The organism is Caulobacter sp. GW821-FHT12A07 (genome assembly GCF_058807655.1).
Window position 1 is genome coordinate 97,947 of the sequence record NZ_JBXAQX010000012.1, and the last position, 16,243, is coordinate 114,189.

Annotated in this window: 10 protein-coding genes; 7 read left to right on the forward strand and 3 right to left on the reverse strand. The window is 69.4% G+C overall.

Going from position 1 to position 16,243, the window contains the following annotated elements; all coding sequences use genetic code 11:
- Positions 1-15 precede the first annotated feature (15 nt).
- Both AC1RRS_RS20970 and AC1RRS_RS20975 read left to right on the forward strand, forming a co-directional pair.
- Positions 16-3,441 (forward strand): glycosyl hydrolase 2 galactose-binding domain-containing protein, encoded by a 3,426-nt coding sequence (locus AC1RRS_RS20970; protein WP_492856851.1) that lies wholly within the window; start codon positions 16-18, stop codon positions 3,439-3,441.
- Complete coding sequence (locus AC1RRS_RS20975; RefSeq protein ID WP_492856852.1) at positions 3,438-4,163, forward strand: SGNH/GDSL hydrolase family protein; 726 nt, start codon at positions 3,438-3,440, stop codon at positions 4,161-4,163. The genes AC1RRS_RS20970 and AC1RRS_RS20975 overlap by 4 nt, the downstream gene beginning before the upstream one ends.
- Here AC1RRS_RS20975 and AC1RRS_RS20980 read toward each other — a convergent pair.
- Together AC1RRS_RS20980 and AC1RRS_RS20985 are read right to left on the reverse strand one after the other, a co-directional pair.
- Positions 4,160-4,468 (reverse strand): DUF1244 domain-containing protein, encoded by a 309-nt coding sequence (locus AC1RRS_RS20980; RefSeq protein ID WP_492856853.1) that lies wholly within the window; start codon positions 4,466-4,468, stop codon positions 4,160-4,162. The two genes, AC1RRS_RS20975 and AC1RRS_RS20980, sit on opposite strands and share 4 nt — an antisense overlap.
- A gap of 8 nt (positions 4,469-4,476) precedes the next feature.
- Positions 4,477-5,688: an ROK family transcriptional regulator gene (locus AC1RRS_RS20985; protein ID WP_492856854.1), complete on the reverse strand. Its 1,212-nt coding sequence runs from the start codon at positions 5,686-5,688 to the stop codon at positions 4,477-4,479.
- A gap of 177 nt (positions 5,689-5,865) precedes the next feature.
- Between AC1RRS_RS20985 and AC1RRS_RS20990 the strand changes: the two genes are divergently transcribed.
- The gene (locus AC1RRS_RS20990; RefSeq protein ID WP_492856855.1) at positions 5,866-6,855 is read left to right on the forward strand and encodes a cellulase family glycosylhydrolase; all 990 of its coding nucleotides are present in this window, start codon (positions 5,866-5,868) and stop codon (positions 6,853-6,855) included.
- Here AC1RRS_RS20990 and AC1RRS_RS20995 read toward each other — a convergent pair.
- Positions 6,852-7,871 carry a cupin-like domain-containing protein gene (locus AC1RRS_RS20995; protein WP_492856856.1) on the reverse strand — a complete coding sequence of 340 codons (1,020 nt, stop codon included), beginning with the start codon at positions 7,869-7,871 and terminating at the stop codon, positions 6,852-6,854. The two genes, AC1RRS_RS20990 and AC1RRS_RS20995, sit on opposite strands and share 4 nt — an antisense overlap.
- Positions 7,872-8,211: 340 nt before the next feature.
- On the opposite strand from AC1RRS_RS20995, the gene AC1RRS_RS21000 reads away from it, so the two are divergent.
- From AC1RRS_RS21000 to AC1RRS_RS21015, 4 genes are all read left to right on the forward strand, one after another.
- Complete coding sequence (locus AC1RRS_RS21000) at positions 8,212-11,544, forward strand: TonB-dependent receptor (protein WP_492856857.1); 3,333 nt, start codon at positions 8,212-8,214, stop codon at positions 11,542-11,544.
- A gap of 110 nt (positions 11,545-11,654) precedes the next feature.
- Positions 11,655-13,187 (forward strand): tryptophan halogenase family protein, encoded by a 1,533-nt coding sequence (locus tag AC1RRS_RS21005; RefSeq protein WP_492856858.1) that lies wholly within the window; start codon positions 11,655-11,657, stop codon positions 13,185-13,187.
- A complete protein-coding gene (locus AC1RRS_RS21010; RefSeq protein ID WP_492856859.1) occupies positions 13,184-14,692 on the forward strand; it encodes a tryptophan 7-halogenase in 1,509 nt (502 codons plus the stop codon). The genes AC1RRS_RS21005 and AC1RRS_RS21010 overlap by 4 nt, the downstream gene beginning before the upstream one ends.
- 50 nt (positions 14,693-14,742) lie before the next feature.
- Positions 14,743-16,218, forward strand: coding sequence for a tryptophan halogenase family protein (locus tag AC1RRS_RS21015; RefSeq protein WP_492856905.1), 1,476 nt, complete (start codon positions 14,743-14,745; stop codon positions 16,216-16,218).
- The last annotated feature ends 25 nt before the right edge of the window (positions 16,219-16,243 follow it).

Sequence of the window (16,243 nt, forward strand, 5' to 3'; positions counted from 1 at the left end):
GAGGAGGAAACGGAAATGACGACCCGCTCGAAGTCCGTCTTGAAGCCTGGCCTTCTCGCCGGCTGCGCCCTGGCCCTGATGGCCTCGACCGCGCTCGCCCAATCCTGGGGCCCCTACAACGCCGACTTCCCGGCTGGCGGCGACGGGTTGTCGCGTCCGCTGGCCGGCGCGAGCGAGGGCCAGACCATGCCGGCCGGCGCGCCCTGGTCGCTGTCTGCCTGGGTCAAGGTCTCCGAGCCGCCGGTCGCCCCGGCCCTGGCCGCCGGGATCGGCGATCCGGCCAGCGGCCGCTTCCTGGCGGTCGGCCCGGACGGTTTCGCCGCCGTTGCGGCTGGCGCTCAGACGCGGGGCGGCGAGGCGCCCAGGCCCGGCGACTGGCGCTTCGTCGCTGCCGTCTCGGACGGCGCCAAGGTCGTCCTCTATGTCGACGGCAAGCTGGCCGGGCAGGGGACCGCGCCCGCCGCCGCTACGCCTGCTGTCGTCGCCCTCGGTCCGCGCAAGGCGCCGGGCTTTGCGCCCTTCGCTGGCCAGGTGGCGGGCTTCCGCGCCGAGGCCAGGGCGCTGTCGGCCGACGAGATCAAGGCGCTGGCCGCCCGCAAGCCCGATCCGCTGACCGTCTTCGAGACCGGCAGCCCGACCTGGCCCGTCCAGGTGCGCCAGATGTACGGCCAGGTCAGCCCGCAGGAGGCCTGGACGCGTCCCCAGGGCAAGGGCGCGATCTCGGCCCCCGTCGCCAAGCCGCCCTATGCCGGTCCGGCGCTGGTCGAGGCCGGCCCCGGCGCCTGGACCCTCAAGCGCTGGAGCCTGGTCGAGGCGCCCAAGGTCGCGGAAGGCGGCGCGGGCGTGTCCTCGCCCGGCTTCGACGCCAAGGCCTGGTACGCCGCCACCGTGCCCGGCACGGTCCTGACCACCCTGGTCGATCGCGGCGTCTATCCCGATCCTGACTACGGCCTCAACAACACCGCCATCCCCGAGAGCCTGAACAAGCAGGCCTACTGGTACCGCACCACCTTCGAAGCGCCCGCCGCCACGGCCGGCAAGCGTCCGCGCCTGACCTTCAAGGGCGTCAACTACGCCGCCGAGGTGTGGCTTAACGGCGAAAAGCTGGGCGACATGAAGGGCGCCTTCGTGCGTGGCCGCTTCGACGTAACCGGCAAGCTGAAGCCGACCGGCAATGTGCTGGCCGTGAAGGTCTCGCCGCCGACCCATCCGGGCCTGGCGCACGAGGAGTCGCTCACCGCCGGGGTCGGCGAGAACGGCGGCATGATGGCCCTGGACGGCCCGACCTTCGTCGCCAGCGAAGGCTGGGACTGGATCCCCAGCGTCCGTGACCGCAACACCGGCCTGTGGCAGGACGTGGTGCTGGAAGCCTCCGGCGACGCGCGCCTGGGCGATCCGCAGGTGGTCACCACGCTGCCGAAAGCGGACAACAGCCTGGCCGAGATCGAGATCGTCGCGCCGGTCGAGAACCTGTCCGACCATCCCGTCCAGGCTACGGTGACAGCCGCCTTCGACGGCGTCCGGGTCAGCAAGACCGAGACGGTCGCACCCGGCGTATCCACCGTCCGCCTGACCCCCGCCGAGTTCCCGCAACTGGCCGTCGCCAATCCGAAACTCTGGTGGCCCAACGGTTATGGCGACCAGGCGCTGCACGACCTGACCCTGACCGCCACGGTCGACGGCCAGGCCTCGGACGAGAAGCGCCTGCGGTTCGGCATCCGCCAGATCACCTATGAACTGTCGCTGATGAACCCGTCGGGCCACCTGCGCCGCGTCGAGGTCGATTTCAGCAAGGCCCGGCAGCTCGGCCAGGACGTCACCGACGGCTCTCACGAGGGCATCCGCAAGGTGGTCGACGGCTGGGCGACCTCGCTGACCGCCCAGGGCGACGCCTCCGAAGCCGTCAAGGACGTGCCCGAGACGGGGCTGGCCCCGTACCTCGTGCTCAAGGTCAACGGCGTGAAGATCGCCGCGCGGGGCGGCAACTGGGGCACGGACGACTGGCGCAAGCGCATCGAGCGCGAGCGCCTCGAACCCTATTTCCGCCTGCACAAGGAGGCCGGCCTCAACACCATCCGCAACTGGGTGGGCCAGAACACCGAGGAGCCGTTCTACGACCTGGCCGACGAGTACGGCCTGCTGGTGCTCAACGACTTCTGGGCCTCGACCCAGGACTACCAGCTCGAACCCCAGGACGTGCCGCTGTTCCTCAACAACGCCGCCGACGTCATCGCGCGCTATCGCAACCACCCCTCGATCGCCCTGTGGTTCGGCCGCAACGAGGGCGTGCCGCAGCCGATCCTCAACGAGGGGCTGGAGGCTCTGGTCCACGATCTGGACGGCACGCGCTGGTACACCGGCAGCTCCAACCGCGTGAACCTGCAGAACAGCGGCCCCTACAACTACCGTGAGTCCGAGACCTATTTCAGCGACCACACCAAGGGCTTTTCGGTCGAGGTCGGCACGCCGTCGTTCCCGACCCTGGAAGCCTTCCAGGCCGCCGTGCCCGCGCCCGACCGCTGGCCGATCAGCGACACGTGGGCCTATCACGACTGGCACCCCACCGGTAACGGCGCGACCAAGACCTTCACCGACGCCATGGCCAGGAAGCTCGGCGCGCCGACCAGCCTCGAGGACTTCGAGCGCAAGGCCCAGCTGATGAACTACGAGACCCACCGGGCGATGTTCGAGGGCATGAACCAGGAGCTCTGGACCAAGTCGTCTGGCCGCCTGCTGTGGATGACCCAGCCCGCCTGGCCCAGCACGATGTGGCAGATCCTCAGCCACGACTACGACACCCACGGCGCCTTCTACGGAACCAAGGCGGCTTCGGAGCGCGTCCACGCCCAGATGAGCCTGGCCGACCACGCCCTGGCGGTGGTCAACAACACGACCGCGCCGGTGGCGGGCGCGAGCCTGCGCACCCGGGTGCTCGACCTGTCGGGCAAGGTGCTGAGCGACCGGACCGACCCCGTCGACGCCGCCGCAAACGCGGTGACGCCCGGCCGCACGCTCGACCTTGGCCTGAAAGCCGGCGAGGCGGCCGTGGTGCGCCTCGACCTGACCGCCGCCGACGGCGTCGTGCTGTCGCGCAACCTCTACTGGATCGGCCAGGACGACGCGGGTGAGCGGCGTCTCGCCGACATGCCGGCCCAGCCGGTGAGCCTGGCGGCCAAGGCAGGCAAGGCCGCGAACGGGGAGGGGCTGGTCGCCGTCACCCTGGCCAACACTGGCGCGGCCCCGGCCCTGAACGCCAAGCTGACCCTGGTGGACGCCAAGGGCGACCGGATCCTGCCGGCCTACTATTCCGACAACTACGTCTCGCTGCTGCCGGGCGAGAGCCGCACGGTCGAGATCCGCTTCCCGGCGGGTAAGGCTAAAGGGGCGAAGGTCGCCCTGCGCGGCTGGAACGTGAAGCCCCGCGTGGAGACCGTGCGATGAACCGCCGCCTGCTGCTCGCCGCCGGTCTTGTCTTGCCCGGTTTGGCCCTGCCTGGCGTCGCCCTGGCCCAGACGCCGCCAAGCGAGGAGGAGGTCCGGCTCCACACCGACTGGCCGTGGCTGGGCCGCTACCGTGACGCCAATACGGCCGACGCGGCCCTGCCGGCCGAGCGGCGGCGCTGTGTGTTCATCGGCGACTCGATCACCCAGGGCTGGAAGGACGCGCGGCCCAGCTTCTTCGAGGCCAACGGCTTCATCGGACGCGGCATCGGCGGCCAGACGACGCCGCAGATGCTGCTGCGCTTCACGCCCGACGTTGTCGCCCTCAAGCCGGCGGCGGTGCACATCCTGGCCGGGACCAACGACATCGCCGGCAACACCGGTCCGTTCGACCCCGTCGCGACGAGGAACAACCTCTCGGCCATGGTCGCCCTGGCCAAGGCGGCGGGGATCCGGGTGATCGTCGGCTCGATCACCCCGGCGGCGACCTATCCCTGGAAGCCGGCCCTGCATCCCGACGTCGAGATCCCGCGCCTCAACGCCTGGATCCGCGCCTTCGCCGCCGAGCAGGGCTGCGTGTTCGCCGACTACACGGCGGTGATGGACGACGGCCGCGCGGGCATGAAGCTGGGCCTGGCCTACGATCAGGTCCATCCGACGCAGGACGGCTACGGGGTGATGGAGCCCGTCGCCCTGGCGGCGGTGAAGGCGGCGCTGGGTTAGCCCTCGCCCCGCAGCCGCTTGTTCAGCGCAACGCTGGCTTCCATACGCGCCAGTTGCTCGGGCGTGGCCGGCGTCTGGTGCCTGGCCTTCCACTCGGCCTGCGGCATGCCGTAGATCGCCTCGCGGGCCTGATCCTTGTCGAGCGACCCTTCCGAGGCCTCGTGCACCCAGTCGGCCAGGCAGTTGCGGCAGAAGCCGGCCAGGCCCATCAGGTCGACGTTCTGGGCGTCGGTGCGGAGTTGCAGGTGCTCGACCAGCCGGCGGAAGGCGGCGGCGGCGAGGCGGTCGTCGATCTCTACGGACATCTGAACTCTCAGGTCTTCTGCAGGGCCGCGCGCGAGGGCAGCAGGCGCTCGATGATCGGCAGGATGGCCGCGCCCATGGCCGGGGCGTCGGCCGCCAAGGCCGCGCGCTGCACAGGGGCCAGCGACGGCACGCCGGGCACGGCGGCCAGCTTGGCGTTCAGGGCCTCGGCCAGGCGATCGACCAGGGTCTCGGGCAGGCGGCCGCCCACATAGACGGCCTGCGGATTGATCAGGCAGCTGACGGCGACCATCGGTCCGGTCAGCAGGTCGGCGGCCAGGTCGATCCAGGCCTCGACCATCGCCTGGCCCTCGGCCGGCAAGGCCTCCAGCTCGCCCGGGGCGGTGATGACGACGCCGTTGTTCTCCAGGAACTGGGCCAGGGCCGACAGCGACACCGCTTCCTGCAACGTCGCCACGTCGATGCGCGGCGAGGTCACCGGCAGGAAGCCCAGCTCGCCGCTGCGCCCCTGCGCGCCCCGGAAATACTCGCCCTCGACCACCAGGCCGCCGCCCAGGCCCGAGGTCACCAGCACGTAGAAGAAGCTCGGCGCGTTCAGGCCGTGACCGAAGTGCAGCTCGCCCAGGGCCGCGGCGGCGGCGTCGTTCTCGACGGTGACCGGCAGGTCGTGGCGGCGCGACAGCAGCTCGCGCACGTCGGTGCTGTTCCAGGCCCCGTACTCGGCGGGGCGATGGGGCAGATCCACGCGGGCCATGTCGTCGGGCATGGCCACGCCCACGCCGATGATCCGCTCGGCCTGCACGCCCTCGGTCTTGAGGAAGGCGTTCCAGTTGGTCTCGAAGAACTCGACCACGGCGTCCGGCCCGGCGAAGGCCACTTCCCAGGTCGAGCGCGCCCGCACCTGGCCGGCGAAGTCCAGCAGCAGGATGGTGACGTGGTCGCGGTCGATGTTGAGGCCGATCGAGAAGCAGCCGTCCGGATTGACCGCCAGGGTCATGGCCGGCTGGCCCCGGCCGCCGTGCAGCTTGCCGGCCTCCAGGATCAGGCCGTCGTCGAGCAGGCGCTTGGTGATGTTGGTGATGGCCGGCACCGTCAGCCCGGTCAGGGCGGCGATCTCGGGCTTGGTCTTGGCCCCGCCGATGCGGATCGACTGCAGGGTGACGCGCTGATTGTAGTCGCCCGCCCGCTCCAGGTTCGTGCCCGACAGGCTGGGGCCGGCTTGCGAGGTCTTGCGGGCGGGGCTTTTGGGCGACTGGCTCATCTGAGGTCTGGCTTAGCACCTGCGGGACGAATAACGAAACCGACTTGGCCGACAAGGCGGCGCCTGGGCGACCCTCCGGCGGGTGGCGGCAATAAGCAAAGTCCCTTTCTTTTATCCCTTGCGCCGGCGAAGCGCCATCGTCACGGTCCGGCCCAATCAATTGGGGGAGATGATCGGGTGAGGGCGAGGATCGCGCGATGGGCGGCGGCCGGAGCGGCGCTGGCGGTGATCTCGGCGGCGAGTCCGGCCCTGGCCGGTTTCTCCGTGCGCGACGGCAAGCTGGTCGACGCCTGCGGCGACATCTTCACAGCGCGCGGCGTCAATCTTCCCCACGCCTGGCGGCCCAGGGGCACGGGCAAGGCCATCCGCGAGTCTGCGGCCCTGGGCTCCAACACGGTGCGGGTGGTGCTGAGCGACGGCACGCGCTGGCGGCGCACCTCGCCTTCGACCGTCCGCCGGATCATCACCAAGGCCCGTCGCGCCGGTCAGGTCGTCATCCTCGAGGTTCACGACACCACCGGCTACGGCTTGGAGCCCAAGGCCGCCCATATCGGCTCGGCCGTGGCCTATTGGGTGAGCCTGGCCCCCGTGCTGCGCGGCCAGGAGGACTACGTCCTGGTCAACATCGGCAACGAGCCGACTGCCGGAACCACTACCGGGGTCCAGTGGCTGGAGGCCCATCGCACGGCGGTGATCGCCCTGCGCGCGGCGGGCCTGCGCCACGCCCTGGTGATCGACGCCCACGACTACGGCCAGGACCGTTCGGGAACCATGCGCGACAAGGCCGCCGAACTCTTCGCCGCCGATCCGCTGAAGGCCCTCGTCTTCGACGTCCACATGTACGAGGCCTACGGGACGGGCGAGACCGTGCGGGCCTATCTCCAGGCCTTCGCCGACGCGCGCCTGCCGCTGATCGTCGGTGAGTTCGGCCCCGACCACCGGGGCGAGCCGGTCGACGAGGAGGCGATCTTCCGCCTGTCGAACGCCATGGGCGTCGGCTACCTGGCCTGGTCCTGGTCAGGCAACGCCCCCGAGGTCGCCGACCTCGATCTGGTCGAGCGTTTCGACGGTCGCCGGCTGACCCCCTGGGGCCAGCGGTTCTTCCACGGTCCGGGCGGGGTGGGCGAGACGGCGCGCAGGTCGCGGGTGTTCGCGGGCTGCCGCTAACCCTTCTTGGCCGCAGCAGACTCGGCCAGCACGCGCGACAGGATGGTCAGCAGTTCACGGCCGGCGATCTCGTCGAGGTCGCCCAGTATGCCGCGCGCCTCCATCGGCAGATGGTCGGCCGCGTCGCCCTCGGTGCGGAACACGTAGTGGTCGAACATCGCCTTCCAGGCCTGGCGGTGGGCCGGGGGCAGGCCGCGCAGGGTCAGCATGGCGTGCATGAAGGCGTCGCGCGGCGCGCCCCGGCCCTGGTTGTGGGCGGGCCACCAGTAGTTCACCAGCATGTTGACCGGGTCGAGAGAGCGCACGTGGTGCCACCACAGGTACGGCACGTAGATGGCGTCGCCGGCCTCCAGCTCGACGGTCTGGGCCGCCTCCAGCGCCTGGGCGAAGCGGGGGAAGCGCTCCAGGTCCGGGTTCTCGAACTCCACCAGGCTGATGGTCGCCCCGGCCGGCGTGCGCTCGAACGGGCCAATGTAGAGGTTCTCGACCTGGTCGGGCGGGAACAGGGTGAAGCGGCGGCGGCCGGCGACGACGCAGGCGATGTTCTCGTACGGGTCGTTGTGGGCCGCCACGATGACCCGGTTGCCGATCCACACCCGGGGTTCGATCTCGGGACCCAGCAAGGGCAGGGGATTGGCCTCGGCGAAACCGGGCAGGGCGTTCCAGGTCGGCACCGATTGTGCGGCCAGGGCCTCCTGCTCGCCGCTGGCGGCGTACTGGGCCAGGAACGAGAAGGTCTTGCCCAGCCGCGCCCGGCCGCTGCGGAAGTTCATGTCGAACAGGTTGTCGCCGTAGAACAGCCGGCCGCCCGCCTCGGCTGGGGCGAAGACCGTGCCGACCGTCTGGCCGGAATCGAAGCGCGACAGGTAGTCGAACAGGGCGACATGGCCCTGGCGGCCGGCCTCGACCACCGGCCAGTGCGCGGCCAGGCCCCGGATGACCACCGGCTCGGCGGCGGCCGTCAGGGCCGCGAGCGCCTCCGGAGAGGCCGCGTTCGATTCGCGGATCTGTTTCACTGGCGAAGCCTCCCCCTCGAAGGTCGTCACCCTTCGGCGGGGCGTACGGAAGGCGGAATGTGTCTGTCAGGCAACAGCGGTTGGCAAGGCTCGCCGATTAAACAAAATAATTTTATAAAATGCTGGCGCGCGGACATTTGCTGCGGTTATGAAACGATAAGCGCCCGCGTTGAGACGGGCGCGACGGGAGGAAGCGCGACGCCGAGCATGCTTGGCCAAGGCTTCCCATACATCGGCGGCGAACGCCGTCATTGCCAAGGCGAAAGCCCTGGAAACTTGAGGGGACGCGCCCACGGCGCGACCTGGGAGGGGACGAGCTATGAGAACTACGCGAATCCGCATGGCCGGATGGATGGGCGGCGCTTCGGTCGCGGTGCTGCTGAGCGCGGCCCCGGCCCTGGCGCAGGAGACGGTGTCGACCGCTCCGGCCGCATCCCAGGCCTCGCCTTCTGACACCGTCGAAGACAACGCTGTCGAGACCGTCATCGTCACCGGCCAGCGCGCGGCGCTGAAGTCGGCCCAGCAGATCAAGCGCGACGCCGACACCATCGTCGACTCCATCACCGCCAACGACATCGGCGCGTTCCCCGACAAGTCGGTCGCCGAAGCGCTGCAACGCGTGCCCGGCATCACCGTCAACCGCTACGCCTCGACCAGCGACACCACCCACTTCTCGGCCGAGCCCTCGGGCGTCATCGTCCGCGGCCTGTCGCAGGTGCGTTCGGAGTTCAACGGCCGCGACACCTTCAGCGCCAACTCCTCGCGCGGCCTGTCCTGGGGCGACGTCTCGCCCGAACTGATGGGCGGCGTCGACACCTACAAGAACCAGACGGCCGAACTGATCGAAGGCGGCATCGCCGGCAGCATCAATCTGCGTACGCGTCTGCCTTTTGACAGCGCTGGCCGCACGATCGGCCTCACCACCTCGCTGAACTACGGCACCCTGTCCGAACAGCTGACGCCGGAAATCTCGGGCATCTACAGCAACCGCTGGGAGACCGAGATCGGTGAGTTCGGCCTGATGGTGAACGGCTCGCATTCGGAGCTGAACACGATTTCCGAAAGCGCCCAGTACGGCCGCATGGGGGTCTTCGAGGACACCGCCGCCTATGGCGCGGGCAAGAAGTACATCCCGTCGTGGTACCGCCTGGCCCACACCGAGTTCGACCGCACCCGCAACGGGATCTCGGCGGCCGGCCAGTGGCAGGACAACGACCACAAGTTCCTGGCCACCGTCCAGTACAACAAGTCCAGCTACGAGAACATCTGGAACGAGCGCTCCGTCCAGGGCAGCGCCTTCAGCCTCTACGCTCAAGACCCGCGGATGGTGATCAGCAACGCCAGCAGCTGGCTGATGCCGGCGTCCGGCTCCAAGTTCACCTTCGACGACGAAGGCAACTTCGAAAGCGGCATCATGACCTCGCCGCTGGGCTGGGTCGGCAACCTCACCTCGGCCAGCCCCGACTGGGCCGGCTACCTGATCGGCCAGACCTCGGGCGGCCAGCCGATCATCAACCCCTGCTACGGCTGGTCCGGCTGTACGCCCGCCGACCAGCGCGGCGCGGAAGTCTCGACCGACACCCGCTACAACTACAACAGGCAGTCCACCCAGGACCTGTCGTTCAATCTGAAGTGGGAGGCCACCGACCGCCTGCGCTTCAACTTCGACGTCCAGAAGGTCGACGCCAGCGTCCACAACTACGACGCCGACGTCGGCATGGTGGCCTATGGCAACCTGCAGCTGGACGCGACCGGCGATCATCCGACGATGACCATCCTGCCGGGCACCAACATCAACTACGCCGCCGGCGGCCTGGCCAATCCGAACGCCTGGCGCTTCAATAACGTCAACAACCACCTGGAAGACAGCGAAGGCGAGCAGCTGGCCCTGCGCTTCGACGCCAACTACGACCTCGGCGACGGCTGGCTGAACACGCTGAAGGTCGGCGCCCGCTATGCCGACCGCGAGCAGACCGTGCGCTGGAGCGCCTATAACTGGGGCGGCATCGCCAACGCCTGGGGCTGCGACAACCGCGGCGTCAACAGCACCGACTACCTCTGGTACAACGCCGACCGCACGGCCTCGGCCACCAACGTCAACGGCGACTGCGACGCGGCGACCGCCAACACCACGTTCAGCGGCTGGTCGCCGAACCTCACCGACGTGCGCAGCTTCAACAACATCTTCGACGGCAACGTCCTGAACTCGGGCCTGCTGACCTTCACCAGCATGGACGTGGTCAAGGACCTGGCCGCGCTGCAGAAGGCGTTCGGCTACGCCAACACCGGCGTCGGCTCGTCGAAGTGGAACGCGGTCTGCTACCGCGCCGGCGAGACCAACTGCTACCTCCCCGAGGAAATCGCCGACGTCGAGGAAAAGACCCAGGCCGTCTACGCCATGCTGAAGTTCGGCGGCGGCGACCACACGGTGTTCGGCTTCCCGGTCAGCGGCAATCTCGGCGTCCGCTATGTCGAGACCAAGAACACCAGCAACGGCGCGACGATCTACGCCGACATGTCGACGCTGACCTCGCAGACCTGCGGCACCAACTCGCCGCCGACCGATCCGATCACCGGCCTGCCGCTGAACATTCCCTATCTGCCCAAGACCATGGGCTGCTACGTCTCGGCCGACGACTTCAAGTTCGCCAGCGGCGGCGGCACGACCGGTTCGGCGAACGCCAAGCACCGCAACGTGCTGCCGAGCTTCAACCTGAAGGTCGATCTGAACGACGAATGGCAGGTTCGCCTGGCCATCTCGCGGGCCATGTCGCGTCCCGACATCGGCTACATGAAGAAGTACCTGAAGATCAGCGCGACCCTGCCGAGCACGACCAACCTCAGCGATCCGCTGTGGGTCAAGGACTCGGCCGGCACGATCACCGCCGCCAATGTCCAGTACACGGCCGACGCCTACAATCCGTACCTGAAGCCGATGACGGCCGACCAGATCGACATCAGCCTCGAGCACTACTTCTCGGAAGTCGGCTCGCTGACGGTCGCGCTCTTCTACAAGAAGTTCAACGACTACATCCAGTACGGCGGCTTCTACCAGGACGTCACCAACAACGGCGTGACCCGCTCGGTCTTCACCCGTGGCCCGATGAACGGCGACGGGGCCAAGATCCGCGGCGCGGAAGTGGCCTACCAGCGCTACTTCGACTTCCTGCCCGCGCCCTTCGACGGGCTGGGCATCCAGGCCAACTTCACCTACCTGGAGAACAAGGGCGTCAAGAACCAGAACCTGACCAACGCCTCGGGCAACGGCAGCTCCAACACCAGCGGCGGCGGCATCTCGCAGTCCGCCGGCGCCATCCGGGTGGACAGCCTCGAGGGCCTCTCGAAGTACTCCTACAACGTCGTGGGCATGTACGAGAAAGGCCGCTGGGCCCTGCGCGCCGCCTATAACTGGCGCTCCAAGTACCTGCTGACCGCCATGGACTGCTGCCTGCTCTATCCGATCTGGCAGGACGACGCCGGTTATCTTGACGCCTCGATCCGTTACCGGGCCACCGACAACCTCGAGATCAGCCTGCAGGGCAGCAACCTGCTGAACACCGAGTCGGTGCTCAAGCAGCAGGTCACCGACGCCGACGCCGGCGGCCTGCTGAAGGACAACGCCTGGAACCGTACGGACCAGCGTTACCTGCTGACCTTCCGCTTCAAGTACTAGCGGCGATCAAGGAGGGGCGGGCCATCGGTCCGCCCCTTCGATTTTGCGAGACAAACGGCCTGGGGGCGGCGAACTTCAGGGCCGGTTCCTGGGGAGGAAGTCCGTCGGTCATGGAAGCCAATACGCCTCTTGAGATCGTCATCGTCGGCGGCGGCACGGCCGGCTGGATGGTGGCGACCGCCCTGGTCAGCGGCCTGCGGCCGCATCAGGCCCGAGTTCGCCTAGTCGAGTCCGACGATATCGCCACCGTCGGGGTGGGCGAGGCCACCATCCCCGCCATGCGCGACTACAACCGCTTCGTCGGCATCGACGAGGTCGAGATGCTGCGGGCGACCAACGGCACCTTCAAGCTGGGCATTGAGTTTCTCGACTGGGGCTTCAAGGGCTCGAACTACCATCACCCCTTCGGCGTGCACGGCCAGTCGATCGGCGGCGCGGGCTTCCACCACCAGTGGAACCGGGCGCGGCTGGCGGGCCACGACTTCGACATCGAGGACTTCTCCTACGCCATCGCCGCTTCGCGCGCCGACCGCTTCGAGTTTCCCAACCCGAACCCCGAGGCCATCGATTCCACCTACAGCTACGCCTACCATTTCGACGCCAGCCTCTACGCCAAGTTCCTGCGCAAGGTGGCCGAGAGCCGGGGCCTCAAGCGCACCGAAGGCAAGGTCGTCGATGTCACCCTGGACGGCGCCAGCGGCGACGTCGCCTCGATCACCCTGGCCTCGGGCGAGGTGATCAAGGGCGACTTCTTCGTCGACTGCACGGGCTTTCGCGGCCTGCTGATCGGCCAGACCCTCAACAGTCCGTTCGAGGACTGGACCCACTGGCTGCCCTGCGACCGGGCCTGGGCCGTGCCCTGCGCCCGCGCCGGCCGCTTCACGCCCTTCACCCGCTCGACCGCCCGCGAGGCCGGCTGGCAGTGGCGCATTCCGCTGCAGCACCGCACCGGCAACGGCTACGTCTATTCCAGCGCCCACATCAGCGACGACGAGGCCGCCGCTGTGCTGCTGGCCAATCTCGACGGCGAGGCGCTGGATGATCCGCGCCCCATCAAGTTCAAGGCCGGCCGCCGCACCGCCTCCTGGACCCGCAACGTCATGGCCGCCGGCCTGTCGAGCGGCTTCCTCGAGCCCCTGGAGTCGACCAGCATCTATCTGATCCAGATCGCGGTCATGAATCTGCTGAAGCTCTTCCCCGGAAAGCGGGTCGAGCCGGCCCTGGTCGAGGACTTCAACCGCCGGGTCGACATGGAATACGACCGGGTGCGCGACTTCCTCATCCTGCACTACCACGCCAACACCCGCACCGACGGGACGCTGTGGAAGCAGTGCCGCGAGATGCCGATCCCCGACAGCCTGCGCGAGAAGCTGGAACTGTTCCGCCATCGCGGCCACGCGCCCAACTATCGTGACGGCCTGTTCGCCATGCCCAGCTGGATCTCGGTGCTGCTGGGGCAGGGGGTGACGCCACAAGGGTACGACCCCATGGCCGACAATGCGCCCCTGGCCCAGACCCTTGCCGAGCTGGAGCGTCAGCGCGCGGCCATCGCCCGCCGGGTTCCGGCCATGCCCAGCCACGCCGAGTTCATCGACCGCCACTGCGCCATCCCCGCCCGCGCCGCCGCGGAGGCGATGGCGTGAGCGGGCCGGTGAAGACCGTCGTCGTCGTTGGCCGAGGCACGACCCCGTGGCTGACCGCCCTGGCCCTGCGCCGCGCCTTCGGCGCCGGCGGGCTTTCCGTCCGCGTCGTCGAGACCGGAGCGCCGACGCCCGGCCTGTCGCATGCCGGCGTGCCGGCGTTGGGCAACCTGCACCAGCTGCTGGGCCTGCCGGAGGCCGAGGTCGCGCGGCGCTGCGGCGCGGTTCCGTCGCTGGGCCAGAGGTTCGCGGGCTTCGCCGGCGACGGGACGGCCTTCCTGCATCCCTACGACACCCACGGCCAGTCGATCGACTATGTCGACTTCACCCACCACTGGGTGCTGGCCCGCCGGCGCGGCCTTCAGGCGGCGCTGGAGGACTTCTCGCTCGGGGCGGCCGCCGCCAAGCAGGGCCGCATCGTCGAGGGCGACGATCCCGGCCGGCTGTCGGTTCCCGGCGTCGGCCTGCACGTCGACGCCACGGCCTATGCGGCGCTGCTGCGCCACCACGCCCTGGCGGCCGGCGTCGCCGTCGACCAGGGCGCGGTCACGCAGATCGACCACACGGGCGACCTGATCGCCGCCGTGGTTCTGGACACCGGGACGCGGGTCGCCGGCGACCTGTTCATCGACGCCGGCGACGGCGCCCTGATCGGCCAGATGCCGGGGGCGGCGTTCGAGTCCTGGAGGGACTGGCTGCCCTTCGACCGCGTCCTGCCGCTGGCCGGGCGTCGCCTCAGCCCCGCGCCGGCCTTCGCCCATATCGAGGCCGTCGACGGCGGCTGGATCGGGCTCTATCCGCTGCTCGACCGCACGGCGGGTCTGGCGGTCTACGACTCCCGTACGACCGACGGCGAGGCCATGCTGCGCCGGGCCGAGGCCGTCTCGGCGCTGGGCTGGCGGGCGGGCGAGCCCCTGGCCCTGTCGCCGGGCGTCCAGACCCGTCCCTGGATCGGCAACTGCGTGGCCGTGGGCGAGGCGGCGGTCGCCCTCGACCCGTCCGACGCCGGACCGCTCTACAGCCTGCAGGCGGCGATCTCGCATCTGGTGACGCTGTTCCCGGTCGACGCCGCCGGCGGGCCGGAGGCGGGCGCCTATAACGCCGCCGTGCGCGCTCACGCCGCCAGCCTGCGCGACTTCCAGGCCATGCACTACCGGCTCGCCAAGCGCGCCGGTGCGCCATGGGAGGCCGTGCGCGCGGTCGAACCGCCGGCCGACCTGGCCGCCAAGCTGCGCCTGTTCGCGGCGCGCGGCGTCGTGCCGGCCCGTGAAGACGAGGCCTTCCAGGCCGCCAACTGGGCCGCCTGCATGATCGGCCACGGCCTGATCCCTCAGGCCCACGATCCCCTGGCCGAAGGCGTCGCCGAGGCCGAGCAGATCCAGGTCTTCCAGACCATCCTGCGCCGCATCGCTGTTGAGGTGGGCCAGATGCGCCCGCTGGAGGCCAGGCTCGCGGCCCTCGCGCCGCGTTCGGCCCCGGCCGCGCCAACGCCCCTGAGGTTCACGTGACCCAAGCTGTCCGCAACATCGTGGTCGTCGGCGGCGGCACCGCCGGCTGGATGACGGCCGCCGCGCTTTCCCAGGTCGTCGGCACGCAGCGCTATTCGATCACCCTGGTGGAGTCCGAGCAGATCGGCACCGTCGGTGTGGGTGAGGCGACCATCCCGATGATCCTGCTCTTCAACAAGGTGCTGGGTCTCGACGAGGACGTCTTCATCCGCGAGACCAACGCCACCTTCAAGCTGGGCATCGAGTTCGTCGACTGGCGCAAGCGCGGCCACAGCTACTTCCACCCGTTCGGCCTTTACGGCGCCGACATGGACGGCGTCGGCTTCCAGCACTTCTGGCTGCGCTGGGCCCGCGAGAGCGGCCAGACCGACCACAGCCTGTTCAACGCCGAGTCCCTGGCCGCCAAGGCCGGGCGGTTCCTGCGCGCCCCGCCGCAGAGTCTCGCGACCCTGCCCAAGATCAACTACGCCTTCCAGTTCGACGCGGCGCTCTACGCGGCCTTCCTGCGCCGCTACGCCGAGGCCCGGGGCGTGGTCCGCGTCGAGGGCAAGATCTCGGGCGTCGAGCGTGACGGGCAAAGCGGCCACGTCTCCCGCCTGGTGCTCGACGACGGCCGTACGATCGAGGGCGACTTCTTCGTCGACTGCTCGGGCTTCCGGGGCCTGCTGATCGAAGAGACCCTCGGCGCCGGCTACGACGACTGGAGCCAGTGGCTGCCCTGCAACCGCGCCGCCGCCATGCCCTGCGCGCGGGCCGGCGAACTGACCCCCTACACCCGCGCCACCGCCCGCGAGGCCGGCTGGCAGTGGCGGATCCCGCTGCAGCACCGCACGGGCAACGGCTACGTGTTCAGCGACGCCTTCATCGCCGAGGACGAGGCCGTGCGCCTGCTGGGCGAACGCTTGGACGGCGCGGCCCTCGCCGACGCCAAGGTCCTGAAGTTCACCGCCGGTCGCCGCCGCAAGAGCTGGATCGGCAACGTCCTGGCCATCGGCCTGTCGAGCGGCTTCCTGGAGCCGCTGGAGTCGACCAGCATCCACCTGGTCCAGGCGGCGATCGCCAAGCTGTTGGCCCTGTTCCCCAAGACCGGCTTCGACCCGTGGGTGGTCGACAAGTTCAATCGCGAGATGTCGCTGGAATACGAGCAGGTCCGCGACTTCATCATCGCCCACTACAAGGTCACCGAGCGCGACGACACCGAGTTCTGGCGCTGGTGCCAGGCCATGGTCCCGCCCGACAGCCTGACCCAGCGGCTGGAGGTGTTCCGCACTCGCGGCGAGGTGCTGGTCGGCCAGCAGGAGCTGTTCAAGGAGACCAACTGGTTCGCCATCCTGGCGGGGCAGGGGCTGATCCCGGAGGACTACCACGCCGTCGCCGACACCATCTCGTCGGACGAGCTGCGCCGGCGCGTCGGCATGATCCGCTCGGCGATCAACGAGCGGGTGGCCGGCATGCCGCCGCACGACCTCTATCTCGACAAGGCCGGCCTGCTGGGCGCGGCGGCGCGGGCCGCCGTTCCGGCCTAGCTGGATCGATTGGTCGGACCATTCT

Bases quoted from the DNA above. Each gene is read 5' to 3' on its own strand.
- AC1RRS_RS20970 (WP_492856851.1), top strand. From the start codon at position 16: ATGACGACCCGCTCGAAGTCCGTCTTGAAGCCTGGCCTTCTCGCCGGC.
- AC1RRS_RS20975 (WP_492856852.1), top strand. From the start codon at position 3,438: ATGAACCGCCGCCTGCTGCTCGCCGCCGGTCTTGTCTTGCCCGGTTTG.
- AC1RRS_RS20980 (WP_492856853.1), bottom strand. From the start codon at position 4,468: ATGTCCGTAGAGATCGACGACCGCCTCGCCGCCGCCGCCTTCCGCCGG.
- AC1RRS_RS20985 (WP_492856854.1), bottom strand. From the start codon at position 5,688: ATGAGCCAGTCGCCCAAAAGCCCCGCCCGCAAGACCTCGCAAGCCGGC.
- AC1RRS_RS21000 (WP_492856857.1), top strand. From the start codon at position 8,212: ATGGCCGGATGGATGGGCGGCGCTTCGGTCGCGGTGCTGCTGAGCGCG.
- AC1RRS_RS21005 (WP_492856858.1), top strand. From the start codon at position 11,655: ATGGAAGCCAATACGCCTCTTGAGATCGTCATCGTCGGCGGCGGCACG.
- AC1RRS_RS21015 (WP_492856905.1), top strand. From the start codon at position 14,743: ATGACGGCCGCCGCGCTTTCCCAGGTCGTCGGCACGCAGCGCTATTCG.